Genomic DNA, 26368 nt, shown 5'->3' with positions numbered 1-26368 from the left:
GGCTGTTGGGAGGGAATCTCGGGATTCTCCTCGGGAAGGGCCTGGAGTGCTGCCTCTCGGAGGCGCTGCCATGCCGAGAACCGATATTGAACTTGGTCCTGTGTCATCAGGGCCACGACCCGATGGCCGCACGTGGAGTCCCTGGCGGGGCGACAGCGATGATCGGGAAGCCCGGACTGCGGTCGAGGGGGAGATCATCCGGCCCAAGCGCGGCCCAACTGAGAACCACCAGGGGCGGCAAGCGGTGGCAGACGTTGATAACGCCCGCCCTGGTCGTAGCCGCGATACGTCCGATTGGCGATGACCACTCGTTGCAGCGGGTCTATGGGGTTCAAATCGCCTCATCATCAGGGCCGTCAGACAGTGGATGGCGGACAGGCTGCTCTCGTGCGATCGTTTGCGCCATGTTTCAGGCCGCGCGTGAGATCGACAGTCCTGCGCGTAACCGGCGCGTTGATAAGGAGTAGAGACCGTGATCGCGTTGAGGATGCGGCTCGGGGTGGTCGTCCTTGTGGGCTTGGCCCTCGGTGGGGTGCTGAGCTGGACAGCGGGCTTGTGGCCGGGTGCCGACGATCCGCACGCCACGGTGGACCATTGCTACGTCACGTACGACCGGCAGGAGGTCAGGCACAGCCGGTGCATCGGCAACTGGACCCGCAGCGACCGCGGGTATCAAGGGCCGATCTACGGCGTCGACGTCAAGAAGTCCTGGAAGCTCATCGACGCAGAACCGAACAGCGCTTACGAGTGGGAGGTCACCATCCCGGAGTCGGTCAAGCAGCCGCGGGTGCTCGCCGACAGCCGGCAGGCGTGGACCGTTTCGGCGCGGGCCCTGCCCTGGGGTCTGGTTCCCGCTACCCTCGCGGCGCTGCTGGTAGCCCTGGCTTGGTCGATCACCGCGACAGTCAAGGCCCGTAAGCCGACGCAACGCGCCCCCGGCGCCCAGGCTGGGTGATCAACTGGGTGACGCCGGAAGCGACCGCTGCTGGACGTCTATGGACTACGGTGCACCGTTCCAGCAGTTCAGCCCCACTGCTCGCCCCTCTCCCCGCCGGCTGATCCTTCCTTCGGGACGAAGGTCCTCAATCTCCGCCAGGCGACGGCCGGCGGAGCTTGACATCCATAGAAGCATCGGGATGACAGAGCACCAACGGCCGATGGTGTTGACCGGTCCCCGGCAGCAATGATTGCGCGGTGCGCGACTTTGAGTTCAGCGACCTCGATACGATCCTGCACCTGGCGGCGGCCCAAACCGCCAGTCCAAGCGTGAGAGTCGCTCTCCGCGTTGCGCGGATTGGACTTCGATCCCAGCGCCCGCTCGTCCCGTGGAGGTTGGATGACGAGGTCACTACTGCGATCCGTCAAGCGTGCGGAGAGGAGCCATCCGACCAGCTCCGCACCAGCCTCAACGACGTTTTGATGTGCTTACAAGGTGACGTGGCAGTTAGCGTCATTGCGGACAAGTGGAAGATTCCCTATAGCCTGTTACCGCCGCCAGACCCCGCCGTCGAGCTAGCAGCCTTCCGGCCAGGACGTGTGCTCGACAAGGACAGTGAGCGGCGGTTTCTGGATCATCTTGAAATGGGTACCCCGCTGGAGGTCATTCTCAGGGGGCATTTGTGGGTTGAGGCCGCTCTGCTGCGGTTGCTCGCCGAGTACACACCGCGTCCGACTCACTTAGACAAGGCAAGGTTTTCGTTCGCTCAGCGGCTTCAGCTCATGGCCGCCCTGGATCTGATTCCGACGGGCGAACTATCCGCCTTCGTTACGCTCAACAAGCTTCGTAACCAGGCCGCGCATCAACTCGATGCCGCTATTGGCGGGGATGAAGAGCAGGCCTTAGTAGACTCCCTTGGGCCGCAGGCACGAGCCGCCTCTGGCTTGGACATGGACGAGCACAGGAACCAACCCTTTCCCGATCGGCTTCGACGGGCGATCGCCACCTTGTTGGTCATGGTTGATGGTCAGCACCGAGATCTACTCGCCATAAGGGAACGGGAGCGCTTTTACCACCTTCAGGTCGTCAAGGTGCTTGAGCAGCGGCCAGGTCACGATCGGTCCGCGCCTAGTCTGTGACGTGGCGACGGGCGACCCCACCAACGACGACCGACAACCGCCCGACGAGTAGCGCCAAACCGGAGCCAAAGTTGATCATCGCTGACCATCCATGCCAGGCGTGCCCTCCGAACGAAGCCGAGCGAACGGGGGCTGCCCCGGTCAAGGTCATCTAGCCGCTGGGTGCGCAGCATGACCGGGCAGGCCCACCCACTCCACGGGGTGCGGACGAAGGCCGACGGGATGGCTAGGGGGGCGCAGCCGAGGGAGGGCGGGGCTGAAGATCATCGGGCACAGATCCGGCACAACTGACACCGACAAGGGCCATCAAACGTCGTCAGACGACGCAAGGTGCCGCCCAGCTCCTGGCGCTGATCCGTCCCAGTGCGGGTGATCCGTCTGGCACAAGCGAGATTAGTACGTGCAATCCGGGGTCCGATCAGGGACTATTGGCGCAACGGACGTCGGTGATCGGACCGGCGTCGACCGTGTGGGCCGTCGTGCCCGGCCCCGGTCGGCGGCGGTACCGCAGCAGCCGCTGAACCGGGAGGGTGAGCGCGATGCCTGACATACGACCCACGGTGGGCTCCGGCGCGCTGGTCCTCAACGCCACCTACGAGCCGCTGTGTGTCGTGTCGGTGCGCCGAGCCGCCATCCTCGTCCTCTCCGCAAAGGCTGTCTGCGTCGCCGACGGTGACGGCATCCTGCACAGCGCCCGGGACGCCCTCCCAGTCCCGTCGGTGGTCCGGTTGACCCGCTTCGTCCGGGTGCCCTACCGCACCCACGTCGGGCTGTCCCGGCGGGCGATCTTCGCCCGGGACGGGTGGCGGTGCGCCTACTGCCGAGGCCCGGCCGAGACCATCGACCACGTCTTTCCGCGCAGCCGGGGTGGCCGGCACGCCTGGGAGAACGTGGTCGCCGCGTGCGCCCGGTGCAACCACACCAAGGGTGACAAGACCCCGGCCGAGCTGGGCTGGCGGCTGCACGCGCTGCCGGCCGCACCGAAGGGCACCGCCTGGCGGGTGCTCGGGCACCGCGCCCCCGATCCGCGCTGGGCCGACTGGCTCGACCTGCGAGAGCCCGAAGCGGCCGCCTGATCCTGGTCCCGCAGACCCCGACCTCACGCAGAACGAGCCTTGACCAGCGACGCGAAGACCACCACGTTGTCCGCGTAGCCGGTCTCGCCCCCGACCCATCGGCCGCCGCAGGTGATCAGCCGCAGGCTCGGGCGGCTGAAGTCGCCGTACACCTCGTCCACCGGCAGTTGCGCCTTGTCGAACCGCTCCACCGAGTCCACCTCGAAGACCGCCACGCTCCGGTCGGAGCGGGTGACCTCGATCTGATCGCCGGAACGCAGGTCCCGCAGCTTGTGGAAGACGGCCGGTCCGCTGGTGGTGTCCACGTGTCCGACGATCACCGCCGGGCCGTACTGCCCGGGCGTGGGGCCCTGGTCGTACCAGCCGGCCTCCTGGGCGCGGGCCGCGTCCGGGACGGCGATGGTGCCGTCCGGGGCGATGCCCACGTCGTGCACCGGAGCCCGCAGGTCCAGCGTGTTGATGGCGAGACCCACCGGGCGGCTGGCCGGGAGCACCGGGTACTTCTTCGGCGGTGGCCGCAGGCCGGCGGTGATCCGGTCCGGCAGCAGGCTGACCCCGGTCACCTGCTCGATGCCGAGCATCGCCACGATCAGCACCATCAGCGCGGCGACGGCCAGTACCGGCACTCCCGGGCTGGTGGTGAACCGACGTCGGAGCAGCGGCGAGCCGGCCGGGCGGCTCGGCGGCAACGGGCGGGCGGCCGGATCGGTGGTGGCGACGCTGGCCGACACGGCCTGCCCAGCGACCCTGCGCAGCCGGCCGGAGGCCCGGGCGACCAGCCGGCCGGAGGCGCGCAGCGCCGCCCCGGACCGGGCCCGGGCACCGCGGTCCGGCCGCGCACGCGCGGAGGATCGGGTCATGGCGTGTCCTGCTCAGGAGCCCGCCCCGGTACGCCGCCGGCCGCCGGCCATGCCGAGCGCGATGGCGGTGGCCACCAGCGCCACGCCGCCGAGCACCAGCAGCGATCCGGTGCCCCGGCCGCCAGCGGTGCCGCCGCCCCCGGTCGCCGGTCCCTTGCTGGGCGAGGCCATGTTCAGCACGGTCAGAGTCGTCGAGGCGGTCTGGCCGTTGTCGCAGCGCAGGTCGACCGGGTACTCGCCGGGCTGCTTGTCGCCCGGGATGGTGACCGACCCGGTCAGGAAACCCCTGTCCGGTCTGAGCATCAGTTGCCCGAACGCGTCGGATTGCACGGTGGCCTGGCGATTGTTGTCGTTGTCGCAGCTCGCCCGGACCTGGACCCGGCCTCCGGCCTGGACGCTGCTGGGCGTCACCTCGACGAAGGTGTTCTCACCGGCACTCGCCGGTGAGACCGACAACAGGACGAATGCCCCGACCAGCCCCATCAGTGTCAGGGCGGCCGAGAGTGCGCGGTTGATCGTGCGAAGACCCTGCATGATTTCCCCCTACCGGCGACAACCGCCGGAACCCTCCCCTGGGCACACGCGCTGTTTTCCCGCTGGCCGGGGGGCAAACCCGCAGGCGGGCAGGGTGGGGTCGGTCAGCGGCGGCGGGGCGTGGTGCCGCCGGAGGGGAGCGGCGTGATCGGCTGCCAGCCCAGCGGGGAGGACAGGACCATCGTGCTCGACGGCTGGCCGTACGGGGCGAGCCGGTCGATGACCGCCTCGAACTCGCCGATCGAGCCGGCCGCCACCTTGAGCATGCTGCACGCGTCCCCGGTGATCCGGTGGATCTCCAGGATCTCCGGCCAGCCGGCCACCGCCGGGTCGTGCAGGATGCACCGCGCGCCGTAGCAGGACATCCGGATGAGCGCGACCACGGTGCGGCCGGCCCGGGTCAGGTCGACCTGGGCGTGGTAGCCGGTGATCACCCCGGCCTCCTCGAGCCGACGGACCCGCTCGGCCACGGCGGGTGGCGAGAGGTGGACCCGCCGGGACAACTCGCTGAAGGACAGGCGGGCGTCAGCCTGCAACTCGCGCAGCAGCGCCCAGTCCATGTCGTCCACGCTCAGACCTTACTTTCGTGAACCGGATTCGCCCAGATGCCTTTGGCTTGTCGGCTGAGCGCGGGAAGCGCCGTTGATCCGGCATTCCGCAGGCCATCCGACCGCGAGATCATGACGTCGACCAGTCCGGGGGAGGGAGACGAATGGTGGATCAGACGGAGCGGCGGGCGCCGAACCGCGCCGCCACGGTGCGACCGGTGACCCCACGGCAGCGGGCCGCCCGCGCCGCACGCAACGGCGGCGAGCCGACGTTGGAGTTCGCCGAGTTGGTGCCCTACGACGCGTACGTGCAGGCCAGCGCCCTGCACCAGTTGCAGCATCCGCTCAGCAGCGACCCGGGCGAGATGTCCTTCCTGATGGTCAGCCAGATCATGGAGCTGTACTTCGGGCTGACCTGCCACGAGCTGCGGGAGACCCAGCGGCTGCTGCGCGACGACCGGGTCTGGGACGCGCTGGCCCCGCTGCGCCGCGCCGCGCTGCACCTGGAGGGCCTCAACGCCGCCTGGCAGGGCCTGCGCTGGATGACCCCGGCCGACTTCAACCGGTTCCGCAACCTGCTCGGCGAGGGCTCCGGCTTCCAGTCGGCGATGTACCGGCACCTGGAATTCCTGCTCGGGCTGCGCGACCCGGCGCTGATCCGGCCGTTCCGCCGGCAGACCGAGGTGCACGCCGCGCTGACCGCGGCGCTGGCCGCCCCGAGCCTCTGGGACGACGTGCTCGCGCTGCTCGCCCGGCGCGGCTTCGACCTCCCCGCCGACCTGCTGAACCGGGACGTGGCGGTCGAGCACGACCCGCAGCCGTCGGTCGAGGCGGCCTGGGTACGGATCTACGCCGACACCGGCCCGGACAACCACCTGCGGCTGCTCGGCGAGGCGCTGAGCGGGGTCGCCGAGGAGTTCGGCGACTGGCGGTGGAACCACGTCAAGGCGGTGCAGCGGACAATGGGCGCCAAGGTCGGCAGCGGCGGTTCCGCCGGACTGGCGTGGTTGCAGCGCAGCATGGCCCGGGTGGTCTTCCCGGAGCTGTGGTCGGCCCGCACCGCGATGTGACCGGAGAGCGAGACACCCCTGTGCACACCCCTGAAACCGAGCCTCTGGGCCTCGCCGCTGGCGAAGCGCAGGCCCGCCGCCTCGACGAGGCCGATCCGGGCCACCGGCACCTGTTCCACGTCCCGCCAGCGGACGGCGGCAGCCACCCCGAGTCGGCGTACCTCGCCGGCAACTCGCTCGGCCTGCAACCCCGGGCCACCCGCGACGAACTCCTCGCGGACCTGGACTCCTGGCAGCGGCTCGGCGTCGAGGGGCACCTGGAGGCGGAGCGCGCCTGGCTGCCGTACCACGAGTTGTTGACGGCACCGGCCGCCCGACTGGTCGGCGCCCGGCCCGCGGAGACCGTCGTGATGAACTCCCTCACGGTCAACCTGCACCTGCTGATGGTCAGCTTCTACCGCCCGGCCGGCGCCCGCACCCGCATCGTCATCGAGGATTCCGCGTTCCCCTCGGACAGCTACGCGGTGCGCAGCCAGGCCCGGTTCCATGGCCTGGACCCGGACGACACCGTGGTCCGGTTGCGTCCGCGTCCCGGCGAGGATGCCCTGCGCACCGAGGACGTGACCGGCTATCTGGCCGCCGAGGGCGACCGGGTGGCGTTGGTGCTGCTCGGCGGGGTCAACTACCTCACCGGCGAGCTGCTCGACATCCCGGCGATCACCGCCGCCGGCCGGGCGGCCGGTGCCGTGGTCGGCTGGGACCTGGCGCACGCGGTCGGCAACGTGCCGCTGGCCCTGCACGACTGGGACGTCGACTTCGCCGCCTGGTGCTCCTACAAGTACCTGAACTCCGGGCCGGGCGCGCTGGCCGGCGTCTTCGTGCACGAGCGGCACCTCGGCGACCCCGACCTGCCCCGCTTCGAGGGCTGGTGGAGCACCGCGGCGGCCACCCGGTTCGAGATGACGCCGGTGTCCCGGCCACCGGCCACAGTGGAGGCCTGGCAGATCTCCAACCCGCCGATCTTCGCGATGGGCCCGGTGCGTACCTCGCTGGAGCTGTTCGACGCGGTCGGCATGCCGGCGCTGCGCGCGCGCAGCCTGCGGCTCACCGGCTGGCTGGAGCGGCTGTTCGACGAGGTCACCGCCGATCGGCCGCTGCGCGTGGTCACCCCGCGCGACCCGGCCCGGCGCGGCTGTCAGCTCTCGGTGCGGATCGGCGCCGGCAACGCCGCTGAGCTGACCAAGCGGCTGCGGCACGAACACGGCGTGATCGCCGACGCCCGCGAACCGGACGTCGTCCGGTTCGCCCCGGTGCCGCTCTACTCCACGTACCACGACTGTTGGCGAGCCGCCGCCGCGCTCGCCGCGACGGTAGGGCAGGTGTCCGCATGACCGCCCGGCGTGACGAGATCGCGATCATCGGTGCCGGGTTGGCCGGCTGCCTGGCCGCCTGCTTCCTGGCCAGGCGTGGTTACCCGGTGGCCCTCTACGAGCGCCGGCCCGACCCGCGCGCCGGCACGGCCGAGCGGGGCCGCTCGATCAACCTGGCGCTCTCCGAGCGCGGCCTGGACGCCCTGCGCCGGATCGGCCTGGCCGAGCAGGTGATGGCCGACGCGCTGCCGATGCGCGGCCGGATGATCCACCCGGTCGACGGGGAGCCGCAGTTCCAGTCGTACAGCGCGGCCGGCGACCGGGCGATCAACTCGATCAGCCGGGGCGCACTGAACAACGCCCTCCTGGACGCGGCAGCCGCGCTGCCCGGGGTACGGGTCGTCTTCGACCACCGGCTGGTCGGGCTCGACCCGACCGACGGCGGCCTGAGCTTCGACACCCCGCAGGGTCCGGTCAGTGCCAAGGCGTCGGTGGTGCTGGGCGCCGACGGCGCCGGTTCCGCCGTGCGTGGCCAGTTGCTGGCGCACGGGCTGCTGCGCGAGAGCGTGGACTTCCTCGACTACGGCTACAAGGAGCTGACGATCCCGCCGCTGGGCGGGGACTTCGCGCTGGACCCGGACGCGCTGCACATTTGGCCGCGCGGCACCTCGATGATGATCGCGCTGCCGAACCCGGACCGCTCCTTCACCTGCACGCTGTTCTGGCCCAACCAGGGTGCCGGGAGCTTCGCCTCGCTGGACAGCCCGGCGGCCATCGAGCGGCACTTCGTCCAGCACTACCCGGACGTGGTCCCGCTGGCGGCGAACCTGGTGGACGACTACCAGCACAACCCGGTGGGCGTGCTCGGCACGGTCCGCTGCACCCCCTGGCAGGTCAACGGGACGGTCGGCCTGCTCGGCGACGCGGCGCACGCCATCGTGCCCTTCTACGGCCAGGGCGCCAACTGTGCCTTCGAGGACGTGGTGGAGCTGGACCGCTGTCTGGACGAGTGCGCCGACGACTGGTTGGCGGCGTTGCCGCTGTTCCAGCGGCGGCGGCAGGAGAACGCCGAGGCCATCGCGAGGATGGCGCTGACCAACTTCGTGGAGATGCGGGACAAGGTCGCCTCCCCGGTCTTCCAGCTCGGCCGGCGGGTGGAGCACGCACTGGAACGGGCACTGCCCGGCCGGTACGTTTCCCAGTACGAGTTGGTGTCCTTCTCCACCACCCCGTACGCCGAGGTTCGCCGCCGGGTCCGCCGACAGCACCGGGTGCTCGGCGCGTTCGCCGGCGGCGCCGCGCTGCTGCTGGTCGGCGCGATCGGCGCCGCGCTCAGCCGAGGGAGGCGCGCATGACCGGCAACTGGGATCCGCGGCTGATGGCCGGCCACGCGCCGGCCGGGCCGGGGCGGTTGCGCAACTTCATCGCCGGCGAGTTCGTCGACGGCGGGCCCACCTTCACCAAGGCCAGCCCGGTGACCGGCGAGCCGGTCTTCGAGGTGGTCGAGGCGTCGAAGTCCACGGTGGACGATGCGGTGGCCGCCGCCCGGGCAGCGCTGCGCGGGCCGTGGGGCCGGATGGGCGAACGGGAGCGCGCCGAGGTGCTGCGCCGGGTCGCCGACGAGTTGGAACGCCGCTTCGACGACCTGGTCACCGCCGAGGTCGCCGACACCGGTAAGTCCATCGCCCAGGCCCGCACGTTGGACATCCCGCGCGGCGCGGCGAACTTCCGGGCGTTCGCGGAGATCGTGGCCACCGCGCCCACCGAGTCGTTCACCACGGTCACCCCGACCGGCGGCCGGGCGCTCAACTACGCGGTCCGCAAGCCGGTCGGCGTGGTCGCGGTCATCGTGCCGTGGAACCTGCCGCTGCTGCTGCTCACCTGGAAGGTGGCCCCGGCGTTGGCGTGCGGCAACGCCGTGGTGGTCAAGCCCAGCGAGGAGACGCCCGCCTCGGCGACACTGCTCGCCGATGTGATGGCCGCCGCCGGCGTACCGGCCGGGGTGTTCAACCTGGTGCACGGGTTCGGGCCCGACTCGGCCGGTGAGTTCCTCACCCGCCACCCCGGGGTGGACGCGATCACCTTCACCGGCGAGTCGGCCACCGGCGGCGCGATCATGCGGGCCGCCGCCGACGGGGTGAAGGCGGTGAGCTTCGAGCTGGGCGGCAAGAACGCCGGCCTGGTCTTCGCCGACGCCGACCTGGACGCCGCGGTGGCCGGCTCGGTGCGCTCCAGCTTCACCAACGGCGGGCAGGTGTGCCTCTGCACCGAACGCCTCTACGTGCAGCGCCCGGTCTTCGAGGAGTTCACCGCCCGGCTGGCGAAGCGGGCCGGCGAACTGGCGTACGGCTGGCCGGCCGACGAGGCCACGGCGACCATGCCGCTGATCTCCCACCAGCACCGGGCGAAGGTGCTCGGCGCCTACGAGCTGGCCCGCGCCGAGGGCGCCGAGGTGCTCACCGGCGGCGGCACGCCCACTTTCGGTGACGCCCGCGACGGCGGGTCGTACGTGCAGCCGACGGTGCTCACCGGGCTCGGCCCGGACACCCGCACCAACCGCGAGGAGATCTTCGGCCCGGTGGTGCACGTCGCCCCGTTCGACACCGAGGACGAGGCGTACGCCCTGGCGAACGGCACCGAGTACGGTCTGGCGGCGACGGTCTGGACCCGGGACGTGGGCCGCGCGCACCGGGCCGGGGCACGGCTGGACGCCGGCATCGTCTGGGTCAACACCTGGTTCCTGCGCGACCTGCGCACCCCGTTCGGCGGGGTGAAGGCGTCCGGCATCGGCCGCGAGGGTGGCGTGCACTCACTGAACTTCTACTCCGAACTCACCAACGTGTGCGTGGACCTGTCGTGAGCCGCCGCAGCGAGGAGCGGGCATGAAAGCTGACATCGAGGCCGCTAACCGGGAGCTGGCCGAGGCCCGCAGCACCGGCAAGCCGTGCCCGCCACTGCGCGGCCGGCTGCTGCCGGAGGGGGACGTCGAGTCCGCGTACCGCGTGCAGCAGCACCAGGCGCGGGCCTGGCAGGGCCGCGGCGAGCGCCGGGTCGGTGCGAAGATCGGGCTGACCTCGCGGGCGGTGCAGGAGACCTTCGGGGTGTTCCAGCCGGACTTCGGCATGTTGACCGACGCGATGGCGGTCGGCGACGGGGTCGAGGTGCCCATCGACCGGCTGCTCCAGCCGCGGGTCGAGGCGGAGATCGCGTTCGTGCTCGCCAAGGCCCTGCCGGACCCGCAGCTCACCACGGTCGACCTGATCCGCGCTGTGGACCATGTGCTGCCCGCCATCGAGATCGTCGACTCGCGGATCGCGGCGTGGGACATCTCCATCGTGGACACCGTCGCCGACAACGCCTCCAGCGGGCTCTTCGTGCTCGGCACGTCGCCACGCCGGCTCGCCGACGTCGACCTGCGGCTGTGCGGGATGGTGCTGGAGCACGCCGGGGAGCCGGTGTCGGTGGGCGCGGGCGCGGCCTGTCTGGGCAACCCGCTGCACGCCCTGCAGTGGCTGGCCGAAACGCTGGCCCGCGCCGGTGACCCGCTGCGCGCCGGGGACGTGGTGCTCTCCGGGGCGCTCGGCCCGATGGTGCCGGTCACCCCGGGCGCCGCGTACGAGGCGCGGATCTCCGGGCTCGGCTCGGTGCGGACCTGCTTCTCGACGGAGGGATCCTCATGAGCGAGCGTCAGCGAGCGAATCATCGGCGCAGGGTCGTGGTGCCTCATGGCGGCACGGAGCGAAGCGGAGTGCCGGCATGAGCGTCGGGGTGGCGGTGCTCGGTTCCGGCAACATCGGCACCGACCTGATGATCAAGGTGTTGCGGCTCAGTAGCGAGCTGCGGATGGTGGTGATGGCCGGCATCGACGCGGCCTCCGACGGCCTGGCCCGGGCCCGCCGGCTCGGCGTGGCCACCACCGCGGACGGTGTGGACGGGCTGGTCGCGATGCCCGAGTTCGCCGACGTCGAGCTGGTCTTCGACGCCACCTCGGCGGGTGCGCACCGGCGCCACGACGAGGTGCTGCGCGCGCACGGCCGCACCGTCGTCGACCTGACCCCGGCCGCGCTCGGCCCGTACGTGGTGCCGCCGGTCAACCTGGACGAGCACCTGCACGAGCCGAACGTGAACATGGTGACCTGTGGCGGGCAGGCGACCGTGCCGATCGTCGCCGCGGTGCGCCGGGTCACCCCGGTGGCGTACGGGGAGATCGTCGCGTCGATCGCGTCCCGCTCGGCCGGTCCGGGCACTCGGGCCAACATCGACGAGTTCACCGAGACCACGGCCCGGGCCATCGAGGTGGTGGGCGGCGCCGAACGGGGCAAGGCGATCATCGTGCTGAACCCGGCGGACCCACCGCTGTTGATGCGCGACACCGTCTACTGCCTCTGCCCGGACGCCGACGCGGACACCGCCGCCATCGCCGCCTCGGTCGCGGACATGGTGGCGACGGTGCAGGAGTACGTCCCCGGCTACCGGCTCAAGCAGGACGTGCAGTTCGACCGGGTCGAGGCGTACCTGCCGACGCTCGGGCGGCAGCTCACGGCGTTGCAGGTGTCGGTCTTCCTGGAGGTCTCCGGTGCCGGGCACTACCTGCCGGCGTACGCCGGGAACCTGGACATCATGACCTCCGCCGCGCTGCGTACCGCGGAGCGGCTGGTCGCTCTGCGCGAGGTGATCGCCCGATGACGGATCTGTACATCCAGGACGTGACGTTGCGCGACGGCATGCACGCCATCGCTCACCGGTACACGGTCGAGCAGGTGCGCACCATCGCCGCCGCGCTGGACGCCGCCGGGGTGGCCGCGATCGAGGTGGCGCACGGCGACGGGCTGGCCGGTTCCAGCGTCAACTACGGCCACGGCGCGGCCAGCGACGCCGAGTGGATCTCCGCGGCCGCCGAGGTGCTGACCTCGGCGAAGCTGACCACCCTGCTGCTGCCGGGCATCGGCACCATCGCCGACCTGAGGGCGGCGAAGGCGCTCGGGGTGACCAGCGTCCGGATCGCCACCCACTGCACGGAGGCGGACATCTCCGCCCAGCACATCTCCTGGGCCCGGGAGAACGGCATGGACGTGGCCGGCTTCCTGATGATGTCGCACATGAACGACCCGGCGGGGCTCGCCGGGCAGGCCAAGCTGATGGAGTCGTACGGGGCGCACTGCGTCTACGTCACCGACTCCGGCGGCCGGCTGCTGATGTCGGACGTGGCGCAGCGGGTCGACGCGTACCGGCAGGTGCTGGCGCCGGAGACGCAGATCGGCATCCACGCCCACCACAACCTGTCGCTCGGCGTCGCCAACAGCGTGCTGGCCGTCGAGCACGGCCGGGTCACCGGGTCAGCCCCGGCCGGCCCGGACGCCCCGCACGGCCGGACCGTGCGGGTGGACGCCTCGCTGGCCGGGATGGGCGCCGGGGCCGGCAACGCGCCACTGGAGGTCTTCGTCGCGGTCGCCGAGCTGCACGGCTGGCGGCACGGCTGCGACGTGTTCGCGCTGATGGACGCCGCCGACGACCTGGTCCGCCCGTTGCAGGACCGGCCGGTCCAGGTGGATCGGGAGACGCTCTCCCTGGGGTACGCGGGGGTCTACTCAAGTTTCCTGCGGCACGCCGAGCGGGCCTCGGCGAAGTACGGCGTCGACGTCCGGTCGATCCTGGTCGAGCTGGGCCGGCGGCGGATGGTCGGCGGCCAGGAGGACATGATCGTGGACGTGGCGCTGGACCTGGCGGGTCAGCGCGAGCAGAAGGTGGCACCGTGAGCGTGAGGAGTGAGCCGGGTTTGCGAGCCCCGCAGTCGCGAATGAAGGTGGCACCGTGAGCGTGAGGAGTGAGCCGGGTTTGCGAGCCCCGCAGTCGCGAATGAAGGTGGCACTGTGATCGGGGTGGACACCGCGGGCGTCGCGGCGAAGCTGGGCGTGGCGGCGGACACCGCCACCGCCATCGGGCAGCTCGCCGCCGAGGTGGGGCTGGACGTGCCGACCGCGTACGGGGTGCAGGCGGCGTTGGTGCAGCGCCGGCTGGACCGTGGCGAGCGGCTGGTCGGGGTGAAGATGGGCCTGACCAGCAAGGCGAAGATGGCCCAGGTCGGCGTGGACGAGGTGATCTGGGGGCGGCTCACCGACGCGATGCGGGTGCCCGACGGCGGCGCCGTCGACCCGTCCGCGTACATCCACCCCCGGGTCGAGCCGGAGGTGGCGTTCCTACTGGACCGGCTGCCCGAACCGGGCGAGCCGATCGGCGACTTCGCTACCGCGGTCCGCGCGGTTGCCCCGGCCATCGAGCTGATCGACTCCCGGTACGCCGACTTCCGCTTCTCGTTGCCGGACGTGATCGCCGACAACACCTCGGCAGCCGCGTTCGTGGTGGGGCCGTGGTCGCCGGTCCCGGCCGGCCTGGACAACCTCGGCGTGCTGCTGGAGGTGGACGGGCGGGTGGTTCAGGTCGGTTCGACGGCGGCGATCCTCGGCGACCCGCGCCGGGCGCTGGACGAGGGCATCCGGCTGGCCGGCCGGCACGGGGTGCGGCTGCAGTCCGGGTGGGTGTTTCTCGCTGGTGCCGCCACGGCCGCCGTTCCACTGCGTCCGGGGGCTCATGTCCGTGCCGTGGTGGAGAAGCTGGGCACGGCGTCGCTGAAGGCGTCGGCATGAGCGGCGGTGCGAGCGTGGTGGCGGGGAAGGCCGTCCCGCGGGGAGCGTTTCCGCACGTCAAGGTCGCGGGCGGGTTCGTCTTCGTCTCGGGTACGTCGTCGCGGCGGCCGGACAACAGCTTCGCGGGTGTGTCGGTCGACGAACTCGGCACGACCGACCTGGACGTCCGGGTGCAGACGCGGGCGGTCATCGAGAACATCCGGGACCTGCTGCGCTCGGTCGGCGCCGACCTGACCGACCTCGTCCAGGTGACGTCGTACCTGGTCAACATGAATGACTTCGGTGGTTACAACGAGGTGTGGGCGGAGTTCTTCGACGCGTCCGGGCCGACCCGTACGACGGTGGCGGTGCACCAGTTGCCGCACCCGCACCTGCTCATCGAGATCCAGGCCGTTGCCCTTCTTCCCTCGGGAGGTCAGTCGTGAGTGAGATTGCCGAGCCGTTCAGTTTTCCGGGATGGATCGCGGAGAACCAGCACCTGCTGAAGCCCCCGGTTGGCAACAAGGAGATGTTCCCCGGCGGGGACGACTTCATCGTGATGGTGGTGGGCGGGCCCAACCAGCGCACCGACTTCCACGTGGACCCGTACGAGGAGTTCTTCTACCAGGTCAAGGGCAACATGCACATCAACCTGATCACCCCGGAGGGGCCGCGTACGGTGCACGTGCGCGAGGGTCAGATGTGGATGCTGCCGCGCAACACCCCGCACTCGCCGCAGCGGCCGGAGGTCGGCTCGATCGGTGTGGTGGTCGAGCGGGTCCGCGAGGAGGGCACCCTGGAGACGTTCCAGTGGTACTGCCCGGAGTGTGGGCACCGGGTGCACGAGGTGGAGTTGCAGGTCCGGGACATCGCCGCCGACCTGCCGCCGGTGTTCCAGGCGTTCTACGCCGATGAGGCAGCGCGTACCTGCGCCAACTGCGGGACCCTGCACCCGGGCAAGGGCTGATGCCTCCAGGTGTCGTCGACGTGCACACGCACGTCGTACCGAAGGGATGGCCGGACCTCGGCGCCGCGTGCGGCGGGTCCGGCTGGCCCTGGCTGCGGGTCGACTCCGAGCGGGCCGCGATGATCATGGTGGGGGAGACCGAGTTCCGCCCGGTCGGCGCCGAGTGCTGGGACGCCCCGACGCGACTGGCCGACATGGACGCCGACGGCGTGGCCGTGCAGGTGGTCTCGCCCACCCCGGTCTTCTTCAGCTACGACCGCCCCGCCGACCAGGCGGTGCGGGTCGCCCGGATCTTCAACGACCTGACCCTGGCGGTCACCGCCGCCGGCGGCGACCGGCTGGTGCCGTTCTGTCAGGTGCCCTTGCAGGACCCGGACGCCGCCTGCGCCGAGTTGGACCGCTGCCTGGCCGCCGGACACGTCGGCGTGGAGATCGGCAACCACGTCGGCGACCGGGACCTCGACGACGCCGGCGTGGTCACCTTCCTCCAGCACTGCGCCGAGGTGGGTGCGCCGGTCTTCGTTCACCCGTGGGACATGCCGGGCGGCCCCCGGCTGGACCGGTGGATGGCCCGCTGGCTCACCGGGATGCCCGCCGAGACGCACCTGTCGGTGCTGGCGATGATCCTGGGCGGCGTCTTCGACCGGGTGCCGGAGACACTGCGGATCTGCTTCGCGCACGGGGGCGGCAGCTTCCCGTTCTGGCTCGGCCGCGCGGACAACGCCTGGCACCGCCGTGGTGACCTGGTACGGGGCGCGTCCGCCGGCCCGCCCAGCAGCTACCTCGACCGGTTCCACGTCGACTCGGTGGTCTTCGCGCCGCCCGCGCTGCGACTGCTGGTCGACACCATGGGGGAGGACCGGGTGCTGGTCGGCAGCGACTACCCGTACCCCCTGGGTGAGCGGCCGGCCGGCGCGGTGGTCCACGCGGCCGACTTCCTCACCCCCGACCAGCGCGACAAACTCCTCTCGGCCAACGCTCGGCGGTTCCTCTACGGCTGACCGCTCCGGTCCGTCTCCGATCGTCGGCGCGTGACGGGTGCACCGAGGGCCGGCGGCCGGCAGGATGACGGGATGACCGAAATGCACGACCTGACCGCGTTGGAGCAGGCCGCCGCGATAGCCCGTGGCGAACTGTCCAGCGCGGACCTGGTCGAGCATTACCTGCATCGGGTGGCGGCGATCGGCGACACCGTGGGCGCGTTCGTCACGGTCACTCCGGAGTTGGCCCGGGAGGCCGCCCGCGCCGCCGACGCCGTGCCCGCCGAGGGGCGTGGCCCGCTGCACGGCGTACCGACCGCGATCAAGGACCTCACCCTCACCGCCGGGGTACGCACCACCTTCGGCTCGGCCGCCTTCCTCGACTTCGTCCCGCCGGTCGACGCCGACGTGGTCCGGTTCATCAAGGCCGCCGGTCTGGTCAGCCTCGGCAAGACAACCACCTCCGAGCTGGGCTGCTCGCTCTACTCCGAGGGCCTGGTCGCGCCACCGGCCCGCAATCCGTGGCAGCTCGCGTACACCGCTGGCGGGTCCAGCGGCGGCGCGGCGGCCGCGGTGGCGGCCGGGCTGGTCCCGGTCGCCCAGGGCTCCGACGGCGGCGGCTCGCTGCGCATTCCGGCGTCGCTCTGTGGCCTGGTCGGCTACAAGCCCAGCCGCGGCCTGGTCTCCGGCGGGCCACTCGGCTCCGGTGCGTTCGGCCTGCCCACCAGTGGGCCGCTCGGGCGGACCGTCACCGACGTCGCCGCGCTGCTCGACGTCATGGCCGTGCCGGTGCCCGGCGAGCCCTACCTGCCGCCGCCCACACCGTCCGGCGGTTACCTGGCCGTCGCCCGCCAGGCCGCGCCCAACCGGCTGCGGATCGGGCGGTTCACCACCCCGATGCTCGCCGACGAGCCGGTGCACCCCGACTGCGTGGCCGCCGTGGACCTGGCCGCCGCGCTGCTCACCGCCGCCCGCCACGAGGTGGTCGAGGTGCCGCCGCCGCTCGGGCCGGAGGCGTGGCCGCTGTTCGAGGTCATCTGGTACGTGCTGGCGCTCGCCCCGGTGCCGCCACAGCGCGAGGCGGAGCTGCTGCCGCTGACCCGGCTGCTGCGGGCCCGGGGCGCCGAGGTGTCAGCCGGTGCCCTGGCCGCCACCCTCGGCGAGTTGCAGGCGCAGGTCCGCCTCGGCGCCCGCCGTACCGCCGGCTGCGATCTGCTCCTCTGTCCCACCCTGGCGGCCCCGCAGGCACCCGTCGGCTGGTTCACCGCCGACGGTGACCCGGCGGCCGATTTCGACCGGCAACGCCGCTTCTCGCCCTACTGCGCCATCTTCAACGTCACAGGCGAACCCTCGGTCTCCCTGCCGCTGGGCGTCACCGCCGACGGCCTGCCCGTCGGGGTGCTGCTCACCGGTCGGTACGGCGACGACGCGCGGCTCATCGCGACCGCTGCGCAACTGGAGAACTCCAGTGACGGATGGGATCGGCACCCCGCAATCTGGCGGGCCGTCGACTCCGCTAACGTGAATGGCGACGGAGTCCGGCGGTCGGCGTCATGATCGTCCATCCGGCCCGGTTGTCCGAGGTCCTTCTTCCGCCTGGGGGCGTTGGGATTGTCTGTTACCGAGACGTTGCTGGTCTTCGTCGGCATCCCGGCGGCCGCGATACTGGTGATCGCCGGTCTGGCGTACGCCAGTAGCCGCGGCGGTGCCACCGGCGGTGGTGGCGGTGCCAAGCGCTACCGGCCGGGCCGGTCCTTCGACTTCACTCCGGTCTGGTTCCTGGGCCGCCCGGAGCAGCTGGCCGACTCGGCCGGCACCGCGCTGACCGCTGGCGCGCAGGCGCCGGCGCTGACCAGCCACAAGCTTGAGCAGGCCAGCGTCGAGGCGCCGGCCGGTGGAACCGGAGGCGCAAGTGACCGTTGGTGAGAAGCAGACCGGGACGGACACGCCGCCCGAGGTGCTGGACGGGCCGTTCTCGACCCGCCAGCTGCTGCGCATCGACGAGGCGTTGCGCGTGGCCGACCAGGGCACCGGCCTGGTCTTCTCAATCTTCGTCGGCGGCCTCGACGAGCCGATCCGGGAGCACGCCCAGCGGCTGCACCGCCAGCTCGCCGACCCCGACAGGTCGGTGCTGATCGCGGTGTCGCCCAACCAGCGCCAGCTGGAGATCGTCACCGGGCGGTACGCCCGCAAGCGCATCCCCGACACGTACGCCAAGCTGGCCGCGCTCTCCATGGTCGGCGCGTTCAGCGGAGGTGACCTGGCCGGCGGCATCATCAACGGCCTCGACCAGCTCGCCAGCCACGCCGGCAAGGGCTGAGCACCACTCATACGACGAACCCCGGTCCGCGTCTGCGTGCCGGGGCTCGGTCTGTCTGGGGCTGGTTCAGCGCGGCCAGGTGCTCGGGTCCAGCGACATCGGCCAGGGCTCGTCCACGTTCACCGGATCATCCGGCCCCACCGTGCCCAACAGCTCGTAGTGCTCACCCTTGCCGAGCTGGTACCGGTACACCACCGGGCCGAAGTCGCCCCGCTCCACGCGCCAGTAGGACCGGATGCCGGCCTCGGCGTACAGCGCGGGCTTGGTGAAGCGGTCATGCCGCCGGCTGTTTGGCGACTCCACCTCGACGACGAGCGCGATGTCCGTCGGCTCGGCCCACATGCGGCTCGAGGGAGCGCCGGGCTTCAGCACGGTGATGTCCGGAATCAGGTTGCCACCGGGTACTCGTATCCCGATCTCACGGATGACCCGCCAGCCCGGCGGAGTGGTCTGCCGCACCGCCATGCGGATGTCGTCCGCCAGCTCGTGGTGCCCGTATCCGGCAGGTGGGGTCGCGTGCAGGCTCCCGTCGATGATCTCGTAGCGGTTCCCGTCGGCGGGTAGGTCGAGCAGATCCTGCTCAAGCCAGCCCCGCTCCGGTGGGTGCCACTCGTACGTCGGCTGTGCCTGCACGTCCACCTCCTCCCGACACGATAAGGCCCGGGGCCGGCGGGGGCTGATGCCCACGCCGGCCCCGGGCCGGATACCGCTGATCAGGCGCTCTGGGCGTCCTTCGCGCGGGCCTTGAGCGCACGCACCACGCCGTCCCGGCCCTCGGCGACCAGCCGGCGCAGCGGGGCGGGGTGGCCCTCACCGGCCAGCCACGTGTCGGTGGCCGCCACCGTGTCGTCCTCCACCAGGTAGGCCGGGTACGCCAGCTGGGCGAACTCCTGCGCCGGCTCGCTGTCCCGGGTGGCCCACACCTGGCCGACCGCCGCGAAGTACCGCTCCCGGTACGGGGCGATCAGGTCGACCTGCACCGGGTGGGCGAAGCCCTGCAGCAGCGCCCGGTGCCGCCAGTTGGGCAGCGCGTCCGGGCCGGTCAGCAGTGCCCAGACGGCGGCCTTGTTCTCCTCCGTCGGCACCAGTGCGTGTACGTACGCGGCCTCCCGCTCGCCGCTGGCGGTGCGGTCGCTGGCCAGCTCCGCCTCGATGTCGGCCGGGTTGGCCGCACCGTTGGCCACCAGCGCGCCGAGCACCGCCCAGCGCAGCTCGGTGTCCACGGTCAACCCGGCCGGCACGCCGGAGCCGTCCAGCCACCCGCGCAGGATGGCCAGATCCTCGTCCGAGCGGGCCGCCGAGGTGTACGCCCGGGCCCAGGCGAGCTGGAACCCGCTGCCCGGCTCGGCGGCGGCGAGTGTGTCGCGGGCCGTACGGGCCAGGTTGGCCCAGCCGGTCGGCGCCGACGCCGGGTCGGTGTAGAGGGTGAGCGCGGTGGTGGCCTGCCGCAGGGTGGCGGTGACCAGGTTGATGTCGGTCTCCGCGGGCAGACCGGCGAGCGCCAGCGCCACGTAGTCGCGGGCCGCCAGCTCGGCGTCGCGGGTCATGTCCCACGCCGCGGTCCAGCAGAGCGCCCGGGCCAGCGACGACTCGAAGCCACCGATGTGCTGCACCACGGTGGCCATCGACCGGTCGTCGAGGCGCAGCTTGGTGTAGCTCAGGTCGTCGTCGTTGAGCAGCAGCACGTCGGCCGCCGGGACGCCGCGCAGCTCGGCGAGGTCGGTCCGCTCGCCGGCCACGTCCACCTCGTACCGCTCGCGGCGCACCAGCCGTCCGTCGGTCAGGTCGTACAGGCCCACGCCGATCCGGTGCGTCCGCAGCGTCGGGAACGCCGCGGGCGCCTCCTGCCGAACCACCACCTGCTGGTATGTGCCGTCCGCGCCGATGGTCACCTCCGGCCGCAGCGTGTTGACCTGCGCCGTCTCCAACCACTGCGAGGCGAACTTGCGCAGCTCCCGGCCGGAGGCCGCCTCCAGCTCGGTGAGCAGGTCGTCGAAGGTGGCGTTGCCCCAGGCGTGCTTGCCGAAGTACGCCCGCAGCCCGGCGACGAACGGCTCCTCGCCGACGTACGCGACGAGCTGCTTGAGCACGCTCGCGCCCTTGGCGTAGGTGATGCCGTCGAAGTTGACCTCGACAGCTTCCATGTCCGGCATGTCGGTGTAGACCGGGTGGGTGGAGGAGAGCTGGTCCTGCCGGTAGCCCCAGTTCTTCCGGATGGACAGGAACGTCGTCCAGGCCTCGGTGAACCGGGTGGCGTTGGTGTTGCACCAGTGGCTGGCCCACTCGGCGAACGACTCGTTCAGCCACAGGTCGTTCCACCAGCGCATGGTGACCAGGTCACCGAACCACATGTGGGCCATCTCGTGCAGGATCGTGTTGGCCCGCTGCTCGTACTCAAAGTCGGTGACCTGCGAGCGGTAGAGGTAGTGCGACTCGGCGTGCGTCACGCAGCCGAAGTTCTCCATCGCGCCGGCGTTGAAGTCGGGCACCCAGAGCTGGTCGTACTTCGGCAGCGGGTAGCGCACCCCGAACTTCTCGTGGAAGAAGTCGAAGCCCTGCTTGGTGATCAGGAACAGGTCGTCGGTGTCGAGGTACTGCGCCATCGACGCCCGGCAGAACGCGCCCAGGTCGATGCCGTCGTGGGTGTCGCGCACCTCGTGGTACGGCCCGGCGCAGAGCGCCGTGATGTAGGTGCTCATCCGGGGTGCCTCGGCGAAGTGGACGGTCTTCAGCCCCTCACCCGCCGGCTCCTCGCGCTGCACCGGCATGTTGGACACCGCCCGCCAGTGCGCCGGCACGGTGGCGTGCCAGGTGTAGACGCTCTTCAGGTCGGGCTGGTCGAAGCAGGCGAACACCCGCTGCGCGTCGGCCGTCTCGAACTGGCTGTAGAGGTAGGTCTCCCCGTCCACCGGGTCGACCGTGCGGTGCAGCCCCTGCCCGCTGTTGGAATAGCCGAAGTCGGCGTCGACCACGAGGACGTTCTCGCTGTCCAGCCCGGACAGGGTCAGGCCCTTCTCGGCCGACCAGTCCGACAGGTCGACGGGAGCGCCGTTCAGCGTGGCGGAGCGCACCGAGTCGGCGGCCACCTCGATGAACGTGCTCGCACCCGGCTCGGTGCAGCGGAACCGGACCTCGGTCGTCGACCGGAACGTGCGGCCGTCGGCCGCCAGCACGGCGGTCGACAGGTCCAGACTGATGTCGTACCCGGTCACGTCGAGCAGGCGTGCCCGCTCGGTCGCCTCGACCTGCGTCAGGTTGCGCACTCCCGGCACTGTTCGTCTCCATCCCACATCTCGCCGTACGCCCGGCGGCGCCCGTTTGCCGACCGCTCGTGGCGGCCGGTCCGGATCCGAGTCTTCCATGTACGGGCATTTGGCGGTGGCCGAGGTCACGCTCTGATTCGGGTGCCGCTCGACGCGGCCCGGGGTGAAGATTCGGAGAGACGCCGGATTGCCGGCGCCACCCATCATGAAGGGACCTCACCGTGACCGATCGTGTCACCGCCGACATGTGGTTCGACCCGGCCTGCCCGTGGGCGTGGATCACGTCCCGTTGGCTGCTCGAGGTCGAGCAGGTCCGTGATGTGGACATCCGCTTCCACGTGATGAGCCTGGCCGTGCTCAACGACGGCCGGGACGACCTGCCCAAGGAGTACAAGGATTTCCTGAGCACCGCCTGGGGCCCGGTGCGGGTCTGCATCGCCGCCGAGCAGCGGTACGGCACCGATGTCCTGCGCGCGCTCTACACGGCGCTCGGCACCCGGATCCACCTCGGCAAGGAGGAGCGCGGCCAGGAGCTCTACGTCGCCGCGTTGACGGATGCCGGCCTGGACCCGGCGCTGGCCGAGGCCGCCGACAGCACCGAGTACGACGAGGCGCTGCGGGCCAGCCACGAGGCCGGCATGCGCCCGGTCGGTCAGGACGTCGGCACCCCGGTCGTCCACGCGCCCGGCCCGGACGGCGGCCAGGTCGCGTTCTTCGGTCCGGTGGTCACGCCGGCGCCGAAGGGCGAGGCGGCCGGCCGGCTCTGGGACGGCGTGCTGCTGGTCTCCGGCACCCCAGGCTTCTACGAGCTCAAGCGCACCCGCGAGCAGGGCCCGATCTTCGACTGATCCACGACACCACGCGCCCCCGTTCCGGTCACCGTCGGCTGCCCGGGCGGGGGCACGTCGCGTTCGGCGTCCGGGTGTGTCTCGGGTCGGTGGCGGTCGCTGCGTCACCGGTGGGCGGGCGGCATCGTTTCCCTCGGTGTCCGCCGCAGCGGCCCACCGGGCCGCACCCGCAGTTCGTGGAGGCAATCCCGATGGCCAAGCACCGTGCGTCCGGTGACGATCAGCTGACCCGGCAGGGGGTGATCGAGACTCCCGGCGCGGCCTACTGGTCGGTCGACGACTCCCGCTGGCCGTCGGTCCGCCCCGACCTGCCCGCCCACCTGGTGGACCTGCTCGCGCCTCCCATCGTGGTCGGTGTGGCGCGGGTCCCGGTCACGTCCCGCCTGACGCCGCCCGGGCCGCCGGCCACCGCCGGTCCGGCCGGGCCGCTGACGTCGACCGGCGGCCCCGTGCCGGCCGAACTGCCGACGCCACCCGCCGGCCTCGCGCCGACCCACCGTCCGGCGCCGCCCCCGGGCAGCGCCCCGGCCGACCTTCCGGCGTCGCTCCCGGCGTCCGTGCTGGCCGTACCGTCGGCCGCCGCACCCGCCGAGCCCGCGCCGCCCCCGCCGGCGCCCGCCAACCCGCGGCCGGTGCCGACGCCGCCGCTGAGCCCACGGCCCGTCCCGGCGCCGCCGCCCGAGCCGCGTCCCGTGCCCGGGCCGCCCGCCGCGCCCCGCCGCAACGCCACCACCGGGCCTGCCGGGACCGGCCGGCGGGGCAACGGTGGACCCGCCGCAGCCGGTCGACACCGCCGGCACAACGGCACCTCGGGCCGCGCCGGCTGACCGCTCCGCCCAGGCTGCGGCACTTTCATCTGGTGGACGCCGTGCGGGTCCCCGTCCGGAGGCGACGCCGTCGCCGGTAGCGTCAGCGGGCATGACGGTCGTACACCCGATCGCCCGGGCCTGGATCACCACTGGCGGCACCGGCGCGCAGAACTACGACGAGTTCGCCGACGACGCGGAGATCACCGCGATCATCGAGGCGAACCCGCACAGTGCCCTCGGCATCGAGATGCCGCACCGGGCGCCGGAGAGCCAGGGGAAGTCCTTCCTCGACGCGCTGCCGGACGCGGTGGCCCGCTTCGCCGAGGCCAAGGCCGACGGCAGCTACACCCCCGCCGAGCAGGTGGTGGTGCTCTACCGGATCAGCGCACCAGGCGAGGATCCCGCGTACGGGCTGTTCGCGATGGTGGACACCGACCAGATCTCCACCCGGGCCGACGAGCCGGGCCTGGTCATCCGCAACGAGGACGTCTTCATCGCCAAGGTGCGTGAGCGGGTGGCGCTGGCCGACGCGCTGGGCCACCTGCTCTCGCCCGTACTTCTGCTGCAGACCGGGTGCGGCGACCAACTGCACGCCGCGCTCGCGGCGGTGACCGACGCGGCCGGCGCGCCTGCCGCCACGGACACCGACCAGGCGGGGCGCACGCACGCCATCTGGCTGCTCGGCCCCGGCCCGGAGCAGGACGCGCTCACCGCCCTCGCCGGCGGCGGGGAGCTGGTCGTCGCTGACGGCAACCACCGCAGCCTGGCCGCCCAGACCGGTGGGCTGCCGCGCTTCCTGTCCGTGGTCACCACCCCCGCGTCGGTGGCCATCCAGCCGTACAACCGGCTGGTCAGCGAGTTGACCACCACGCCGGAGGAACTGCTGGACCGGCTGGGCGCGGCGGGCGCCGAGGTCGAGCCGATCGACGGCCGGGTCGAGGTTCCGGCGGCCGGCGGCACCGTCCACCTCCAGCTCCCCGGCCAGGGGTACGCGGTGCGCCTGCCCGCCACCGTCGGCGACCGCCTGGAGAACCTGGACCACGCCCTGGTCGAGCGGCTGCTGCTGCGCGACGCGCTGGGGCTGGACCCGGGCGACAAGCGGATCACCTATGTCGGCGGTGACTACCCGGCGAGCTGGCTCACCGGGGAGGTCGACGCCGGCCGGGCCGAGCTGGCCATTCTGATCGCGCCGGTGACCGTGGCGGACTTCGTCGCGGTGAATCTGGCCCGGGAGAAGATGCCGCGCAAGAGCACCTGGTTCACCCCGAAGGCGCGCGGCGGCCTGGTGGTCGCCGAGCTGCCCCGCTGAGTGACCGTCCGAACGACCATGTGACGAACCCGGCCAGGGGACGCCGCCCCTGCGGCGTCCCCGACGGCGGCCTGACAGACTGCCCGGTATGCGCGTCTACCTGGGCTCCGATCACGCCGGCTTCGAGTTGAAGGTGCACCTGGCCAACTACCTGGCCAAGCAGGGGTACGACGTGGTCGACGTCGGCCCGCACGGCTACGACCCGGACGACGACTACCCCGCGTTCTGCCTGCACACCGGCGACCGGGTGGTGGCCGACGAGACCGGCCTCGGAGTGGTCATCGGTGGGTCCGGCAACGGTGAGCAGATCGCCGCGAACAAGGTCGCCGGGGTCCGCGCCGCGCTGGCCTGGAGCGTCGAGACCGCCCAGTTGGCCCGCCAGCACAACGACGCGAACGTGGTCGCGGTCGGCGCCCGCCAGCACACCCTGGACGAGGCGACCGCCATCGTCGAGGCGTTCCTGAGCACCCCGTTCTCCGGCAACGAGCGGCACGCCCGCCGGATCGCCCAGGTGGCCGAGTACGAGCTGACCCGGCAGCTGCCCGACCTGCCCTGACCCGGCCAGCGGGCGCTCAGCGCGGCGGGCGGGGTAGCTCCTCGCGGGGCACCCAGTTGCGTCGGACGACCACCACCCGGGCCTCCGCCTCGGCCAGGTCGTCGTCGGTGGGCCGGGCCGCGTCCCGGGCCCGCAGCGCGGCGCTCAGCCCCACCTGCGACGAGCCGGATCCGACCAGCCCACGCAGCCCTCGTTCGCCGTCGCGTTCGTCGCCGGCCGGGCCCCGGCGGCGGGTCGGTGGCTCCGCGCCGTCGTGCACCCCGGCCGTGCTGACCGTAGGGCCGTCGGTGCCCCGTCCGGCCGGTTCGGAGTCGGGGTGGTGGCGCAGCCGCCGTCGTCGTCGGTCCGGGTCACCCATCAGCCGACCGTACTCGCTTGGGGTGGGATTCGGCACGGTCGTGCCGGGCGTGCGCGGACGGGCTCGTCGACCGATTTGCCGGCTGGCTACCCTCGGAACCGGGCGGTGGTGTGCCGCCGGTCAGGGGGAGACGAGATGGCAGACCAGACGCAGCCGTGGGCGGAACGGACCGTGGAGGTGCCGCCGCAGGCCGGCGTCGGGGTGCCGCCGCAGCGGGACGGGTTCCGCCGGGGCGTGGCCCCGGTCGGTCAGCCGCGCAGCCCGCGGACCGAGCCGTTCCCGGTGGTCGAGCAGGATCCGACCGGCACCGGCTGGCCAGGCGAACCGGCGCCCCGCCGGCCGCTGAGCTGGCGCCTGGCACAGTTGCGTCGCGGCGGCGAGTGGAGTGCGGCGGCCGGGCTCTTCGCGTTCGTCTGCTGGGGGATCTGGGCGCTCTCCGGCCAGGGCGACCTGAGCGGTCCGCTGCTGGTGCTGGTGTTGAGCCTGCTGGTGGCGGTCGGCCTGTTCGCGCTGTCCCGGCTGGTCGGCCGGATGGTGCTGGAGCGGCAGATGGGACGGGTCCGGCGCAGCGCGCGGGGCGCGCACCTGGCGACCGCGGTCTTCCTCGTCGGCCTCGGGGTGGCCTGGCTCCAACAGACCGAGTGGGTCGTCTCGGCCTGGAACTGGATCTCCTCGAACTGACCCGGGGTACGCCCGGGCGGGCCGGCCACCGCCGCCCGCCCGTGCGCCCGGTCGCAGCACGCCGCGACACCGGTCGTCTCCCCACCAGGCAGGGCCGCTGCTTACCCGGCCGGCCACGGTTCATCCGTGGCCGGCCGGTCCGACTGGTGCCCCGTTCGGGGCCTGCTCGGTCCCTAGCTG

At 72.1% G+C, this 26368-nt stretch carries 28 protein-coding genes; 22 read left to right on the top strand and 6 right to left on the bottom strand.

All coding sequences use genetic code 11. The features are described from left to right. The first annotated feature begins 472 nt into the window (after nucleotides 1-472). The 3 genes from ABZV00_RS24940 to ABZV00_RS24930 all read left to right on the top strand — a co-directional run bounded on the left by ABZV00_RS24940 (nucleotide 473) and on the right by ABZV00_RS24930 (nucleotide 3152). Nucleotides 473-955, top strand: coding sequence for a hypothetical protein (locus ABZV00_RS24940; protein WP_355610077.1), 483 nt, complete (start codon nucleotides 473-475; stop codon nucleotides 953-955). Nucleotides 956-1194: 239 nt separating this feature from the next. Further along, complete coding sequence (locus ABZV00_RS24935) at nucleotides 1195-2076, top strand: hypothetical protein (RefSeq protein WP_355610075.1); 882 nt, start codon at nucleotides 1195-1197, stop codon at nucleotides 2074-2076. Between the two features lie 539 nt (nucleotides 2077-2615). Beyond that, nucleotides 2616-3152 carry an HNH endonuclease gene (locus ABZV00_RS24930; protein ID WP_074313833.1) on the top strand — a complete coding sequence of 179 codons (537 nt, stop codon included), beginning with the start codon at nucleotides 2616-2618 and terminating at the stop codon, nucleotides 3150-3152. 23 nt (nucleotides 3153-3175) lie between these two features. On the opposite strand, the gene ABZV00_RS24925 is transcribed toward ABZV00_RS24930, so the two are convergent. From ABZV00_RS24925 to ABZV00_RS24915, 3 genes are all read right to left on the bottom strand, one after another. Continuing rightward, complete coding sequence (locus tag ABZV00_RS24925; protein ID WP_355610073.1) at nucleotides 3176-4012, bottom strand: class F sortase; 837 nt, start codon at nucleotides 4010-4012, stop codon at nucleotides 3176-3178. A gap of 12 nt (nucleotides 4013-4024) precedes the next feature. Then, nucleotides 4025-4546, bottom strand: coding sequence for a hypothetical protein (locus ABZV00_RS24920; RefSeq protein WP_355610071.1), 522 nt, complete (start codon nucleotides 4544-4546; stop codon nucleotides 4025-4027). A gap of 104 nt (nucleotides 4547-4650) precedes the next feature. Continuing rightward, nucleotides 4651-5115, bottom strand: a complete 465-nt coding sequence (locus ABZV00_RS24915) for an Lrp/AsnC family transcriptional regulator (RefSeq protein WP_355610069.1) — start codon at nucleotides 5113-5115, stop codon at nucleotides 4651-4653. A 146-nt stretch (nucleotides 5116-5261) separates the two neighbouring features. Here ABZV00_RS24915 and ABZV00_RS24910 point away from each other — a divergent pair, with 146 nt between their 5' ends. The 14 genes from ABZV00_RS24910 (at nucleotide 5262) to ABZV00_RS24845 (ending at nucleotide 18364) form a co-directional block, all read left to right on the top strand. Further along, on the top strand, nucleotides 5262-6164 hold the full coding sequence (locus ABZV00_RS24910; RefSeq protein WP_328426033.1) for a tryptophan 2,3-dioxygenase family protein: 903 nt from the start codon (nucleotides 5262-5264) through the stop codon (nucleotides 6162-6164). 20 nt (nucleotides 6165-6184) lie between these two features. Beyond that, complete coding sequence (kynU, locus tag ABZV00_RS24905) at nucleotides 6185-7495, top strand: kynureninase (protein WP_355610067.1); 1311 nt, start codon at nucleotides 6185-6187, stop codon at nucleotides 7493-7495. Further along, the gene (locus ABZV00_RS24900; RefSeq protein WP_355610065.1) at nucleotides 7492-8829 is read left to right on the top strand and encodes an NAD(P)/FAD-dependent oxidoreductase; all 1338 of its coding nucleotides are present in this window, start codon (nucleotides 7492-7494) and stop codon (nucleotides 8827-8829) included. Before kynU ends, ABZV00_RS24900 begins: the two co-directional genes overlap by 4 nt. 23 nt (nucleotides 8830-8852) lie before the next feature. Then, on the top strand, nucleotides 8853-10334 hold the full coding sequence (locus ABZV00_RS24895; protein ID WP_355610144.1) for a 2-hydroxymuconic semialdehyde dehydrogenase: 1482 nt from the start codon (nucleotides 8853-8855) through the stop codon (nucleotides 10332-10334). A gap of 22 nt (nucleotides 10335-10356) precedes the next feature. After that, nucleotides 10357-11154 carry a fumarylacetoacetate hydrolase family protein gene (locus ABZV00_RS24890; RefSeq protein WP_328419533.1) on the top strand — a complete coding sequence of 266 codons (798 nt, stop codon included), beginning with the start codon at nucleotides 10357-10359 and terminating at the stop codon, nucleotides 11152-11154. 76 nt (nucleotides 11155-11230) lie between these two features. After that, on the top strand, nucleotides 11231-12160 hold the full coding sequence (locus tag ABZV00_RS24885; RefSeq protein WP_355610063.1) for an acetaldehyde dehydrogenase (acetylating): 930 nt from the start codon (nucleotides 11231-11233) through the stop codon (nucleotides 12158-12160). Beyond that, nucleotides 12157-13230, top strand: coding sequence for a 4-hydroxy-2-oxovalerate aldolase (gene dmpG, locus ABZV00_RS24880; RefSeq protein WP_355610061.1), 1074 nt, complete (start codon nucleotides 12157-12159; stop codon nucleotides 13228-13230). The genes ABZV00_RS24885 and dmpG overlap by 4 nt, the downstream gene beginning before the upstream one ends. A gap of 114 nt (nucleotides 13231-13344) precedes the next feature. After that, complete coding sequence (locus ABZV00_RS24875; protein WP_355610059.1) at nucleotides 13345-14118, top strand: fumarylacetoacetate hydrolase family protein; 774 nt, start codon at nucleotides 13345-13347, stop codon at nucleotides 14116-14118. Next, nucleotides 14115-14543, top strand: a complete 429-nt coding sequence (locus ABZV00_RS24870; protein ID WP_328419525.1) for a RidA family protein — start codon at nucleotides 14115-14117, stop codon at nucleotides 14541-14543. Before ABZV00_RS24875 ends, ABZV00_RS24870 begins: the two co-directional genes overlap by 4 nt. Continuing rightward, the gene (locus tag ABZV00_RS24865; protein ID WP_355610056.1) at nucleotides 14540-15064 is read left to right on the top strand and encodes a 3-hydroxyanthranilate 3,4-dioxygenase; all 525 of its coding nucleotides are present in this window, start codon (nucleotides 14540-14542) and stop codon (nucleotides 15062-15064) included. Before ABZV00_RS24870 ends, ABZV00_RS24865 begins: the two co-directional genes overlap by 4 nt. Beyond that, nucleotides 15064-16065, top strand: coding sequence for an amidohydrolase family protein (locus ABZV00_RS24860; protein WP_355610054.1), 1002 nt, complete (start codon nucleotides 15064-15066; stop codon nucleotides 16063-16065). Before ABZV00_RS24865 ends, ABZV00_RS24860 begins: the two co-directional genes overlap by 1 nt. Before the next feature lie 72 nt (nucleotides 16066-16137). Then, complete coding sequence (locus tag ABZV00_RS24855) at nucleotides 16138-17601, top strand: amidase (RefSeq protein WP_355610052.1); 1464 nt, start codon at nucleotides 16138-16140, stop codon at nucleotides 17599-17601. A gap of 72 nt (nucleotides 17602-17673) precedes the next feature. Beyond that, complete coding sequence (locus ABZV00_RS24850; protein WP_328426029.1) at nucleotides 17674-17970, top strand: hypothetical protein; 297 nt, start codon at nucleotides 17674-17676, stop codon at nucleotides 17968-17970. Beyond that, nucleotides 17957-18364, top strand: a complete 408-nt coding sequence (locus tag ABZV00_RS24845) for a DUF5130 family protein (protein WP_355610050.1) — start codon at nucleotides 17957-17959, stop codon at nucleotides 18362-18364. The genes ABZV00_RS24850 and ABZV00_RS24845 overlap by 14 nt, the downstream gene beginning before the upstream one ends. A 66-nt stretch (nucleotides 18365-18430) precedes the next feature. On the opposite strand, the gene ABZV00_RS24840 is transcribed toward ABZV00_RS24845, so the two are convergent. Further along, nucleotides 18431-18997 (bottom strand): Uma2 family endonuclease, encoded by a 567-nt coding sequence (locus ABZV00_RS24840; RefSeq protein ID WP_355610048.1) that lies wholly within the window; start codon nucleotides 18995-18997, stop codon nucleotides 18431-18433. Nucleotides 18998-19077: 80 nt separating this feature from the next. Continuing rightward, nucleotides 19078-21627 (bottom strand): aminopeptidase N, encoded by a 2550-nt coding sequence (gene pepN, locus ABZV00_RS24835; protein WP_355610046.1) that lies wholly within the window; start codon nucleotides 21625-21627, stop codon nucleotides 19078-19080. Nucleotides 21628-21848: 221 nt separating this feature from the next. On the opposite strand from pepN, the gene ABZV00_RS24830 reads away from it, so the two are divergent. From ABZV00_RS24830 to ABZV00_RS24815, 4 genes are all read left to right on the top strand, one after another. Further along, the gene (locus ABZV00_RS24830) at nucleotides 21849-22475 is read left to right on the top strand and encodes a disulfide bond formation protein DsbA (RefSeq protein WP_355610044.1); all 627 of its coding nucleotides are present in this window, start codon (nucleotides 21849-21851) and stop codon (nucleotides 22473-22475) included. Between the two features lie 191 nt (nucleotides 22476-22666). Then, a complete protein-coding gene (locus ABZV00_RS24825) occupies nucleotides 22667-23302 on the top strand; it encodes a hypothetical protein (RefSeq protein ID WP_355610042.1) in 636 nt (211 codons plus the stop codon). A 91-nt stretch (nucleotides 23303-23393) separates the two neighbouring features. Further along, entirely contained in the window at nucleotides 23394-24593 is a 1200-nt protein-coding gene (locus tag ABZV00_RS24820; protein WP_355610040.1) for a DUF1015 family protein, read from the top strand. An 88-nt stretch (nucleotides 24594-24681) separates the two neighbouring features. Continuing rightward, nucleotides 24682-25149: a ribose-5-phosphate isomerase gene (locus ABZV00_RS24815; protein WP_328419504.1), complete on the top strand. Its 468-nt coding sequence runs from the start codon at nucleotides 24682-24684 to the stop codon at nucleotides 25147-25149. 16 nt (nucleotides 25150-25165) lie between these two features. On the opposite strand, the gene ABZV00_RS24810 is transcribed toward ABZV00_RS24815, so the two are convergent. Then, nucleotides 25166-25507, bottom strand: coding sequence for a hypothetical protein (locus ABZV00_RS24810; RefSeq protein WP_328419502.1), 342 nt, complete (start codon nucleotides 25505-25507; stop codon nucleotides 25166-25168). Nucleotides 25508-25642: 135 nt separating this feature from the next. On the opposite strand from ABZV00_RS24810, the gene ABZV00_RS24805 reads away from it, so the two are divergent. Further along, a complete protein-coding gene (locus ABZV00_RS24805) occupies nucleotides 25643-26188 on the top strand; it encodes a hypothetical protein (RefSeq protein WP_355610037.1) in 546 nt (181 codons plus the stop codon). The last annotated feature ends 180 nt before the right edge of the window (nucleotides 26189-26368 follow it).

The sequence above is a fragment of the Micromonospora sp. NPDC005173 genome (genome assembly GCF_040608515.1).
GTDB lineage: Bacteria > Actinomycetota > Actinomycetes > Mycobacteriales > Micromonosporaceae > Micromonospora.
Note: the sequence above shows the minus strand (reverse complement) of the source record. Positions and strands in the feature narration are given on the sequence as shown.

Coding starts and splice junctions, on each gene's coding strand:
- ABZV00_RS24825 (WP_355610042.1), top strand. CDS start 22,667: ATGGCCAAGCACCGTGCGTCCGGTGACGATCAGCTGACCCGGCAGGGG.
- dmpG (WP_355610061.1), top strand. CDS start 12,157: ATGACGGATCTGTACATCCAGGACGTGACGTTGCGCGACGGCATGCAC.
- ABZV00_RS24930 (WP_074313833.1), top strand. CDS start 2,616: ATGCCTGACATACGACCCACGGTGGGCTCCGGCGCGCTGGTCCTCAAC.
- ABZV00_RS24805 (WP_355610037.1), top strand. CDS start 25,643: ATGGCAGACCAGACGCAGCCGTGGGCGGAACGGACCGTGGAGGTGCCG.
- ABZV00_RS24855 (WP_355610052.1), top strand. CDS start 16,138: ATGACCGAAATGCACGACCTGACCGCGTTGGAGCAGGCCGCCGCGATA.
- ABZV00_RS24890 (WP_328419533.1), top strand. CDS start 10,357: ATGAAAGCTGACATCGAGGCCGCTAACCGGGAGCTGGCCGAGGCCCGC.
- ABZV00_RS24860 (WP_355610054.1), top strand. CDS start 15,064: ATGCCTCCAGGTGTCGTCGACGTGCACACGCACGTCGTACCGAAGGGA.
- ABZV00_RS24820 (WP_355610040.1), top strand. CDS start 23,394: ATGACGGTCGTACACCCGATCGCCCGGGCCTGGATCACCACTGGCGGC.
- ABZV00_RS24895 (WP_355610144.1), top strand. CDS start 8,853: ATGGCCGGCCACGCGCCGGCCGGGCCGGGGCGGTTGCGCAACTTCATC.
- ABZV00_RS24815 (WP_328419504.1), top strand. CDS start 24,682: ATGCGCGTCTACCTGGGCTCCGATCACGCCGGCTTCGAGTTGAAGGTG.
- ABZV00_RS24870 (WP_328419525.1), top strand. CDS start 14,115: ATGAGCGGCGGTGCGAGCGTGGTGGCGGGGAAGGCCGTCCCGCGGGGA.
- ABZV00_RS24900 (WP_355610065.1), top strand. CDS start 7,492: ATGACCGCCCGGCGTGACGAGATCGCGATCATCGGTGCCGGGTTGGCC.
- ABZV00_RS24810 (WP_328419502.1), bottom strand. CDS start 25,507: ATGGGTGACCCGGACCGACGACGACGGCGGCTGCGCCACCACCCCGAC.
- ABZV00_RS24925 (WP_355610073.1), bottom strand. CDS start 4,012: ATGACCCGATCCTCCGCGCGTGCGCGGCCGGACCGCGGTGCCCGGGCC.
- ABZV00_RS24920 (WP_355610071.1), bottom strand. CDS start 4,546: ATGCAGGGTCTTCGCACGATCAACCGCGCACTCTCGGCCGCCCTGACA.
- ABZV00_RS24885 (WP_355610063.1), top strand. CDS start 11,231: ATGAGCGTCGGGGTGGCGGTGCTCGGTTCCGGCAACATCGGCACCGAC.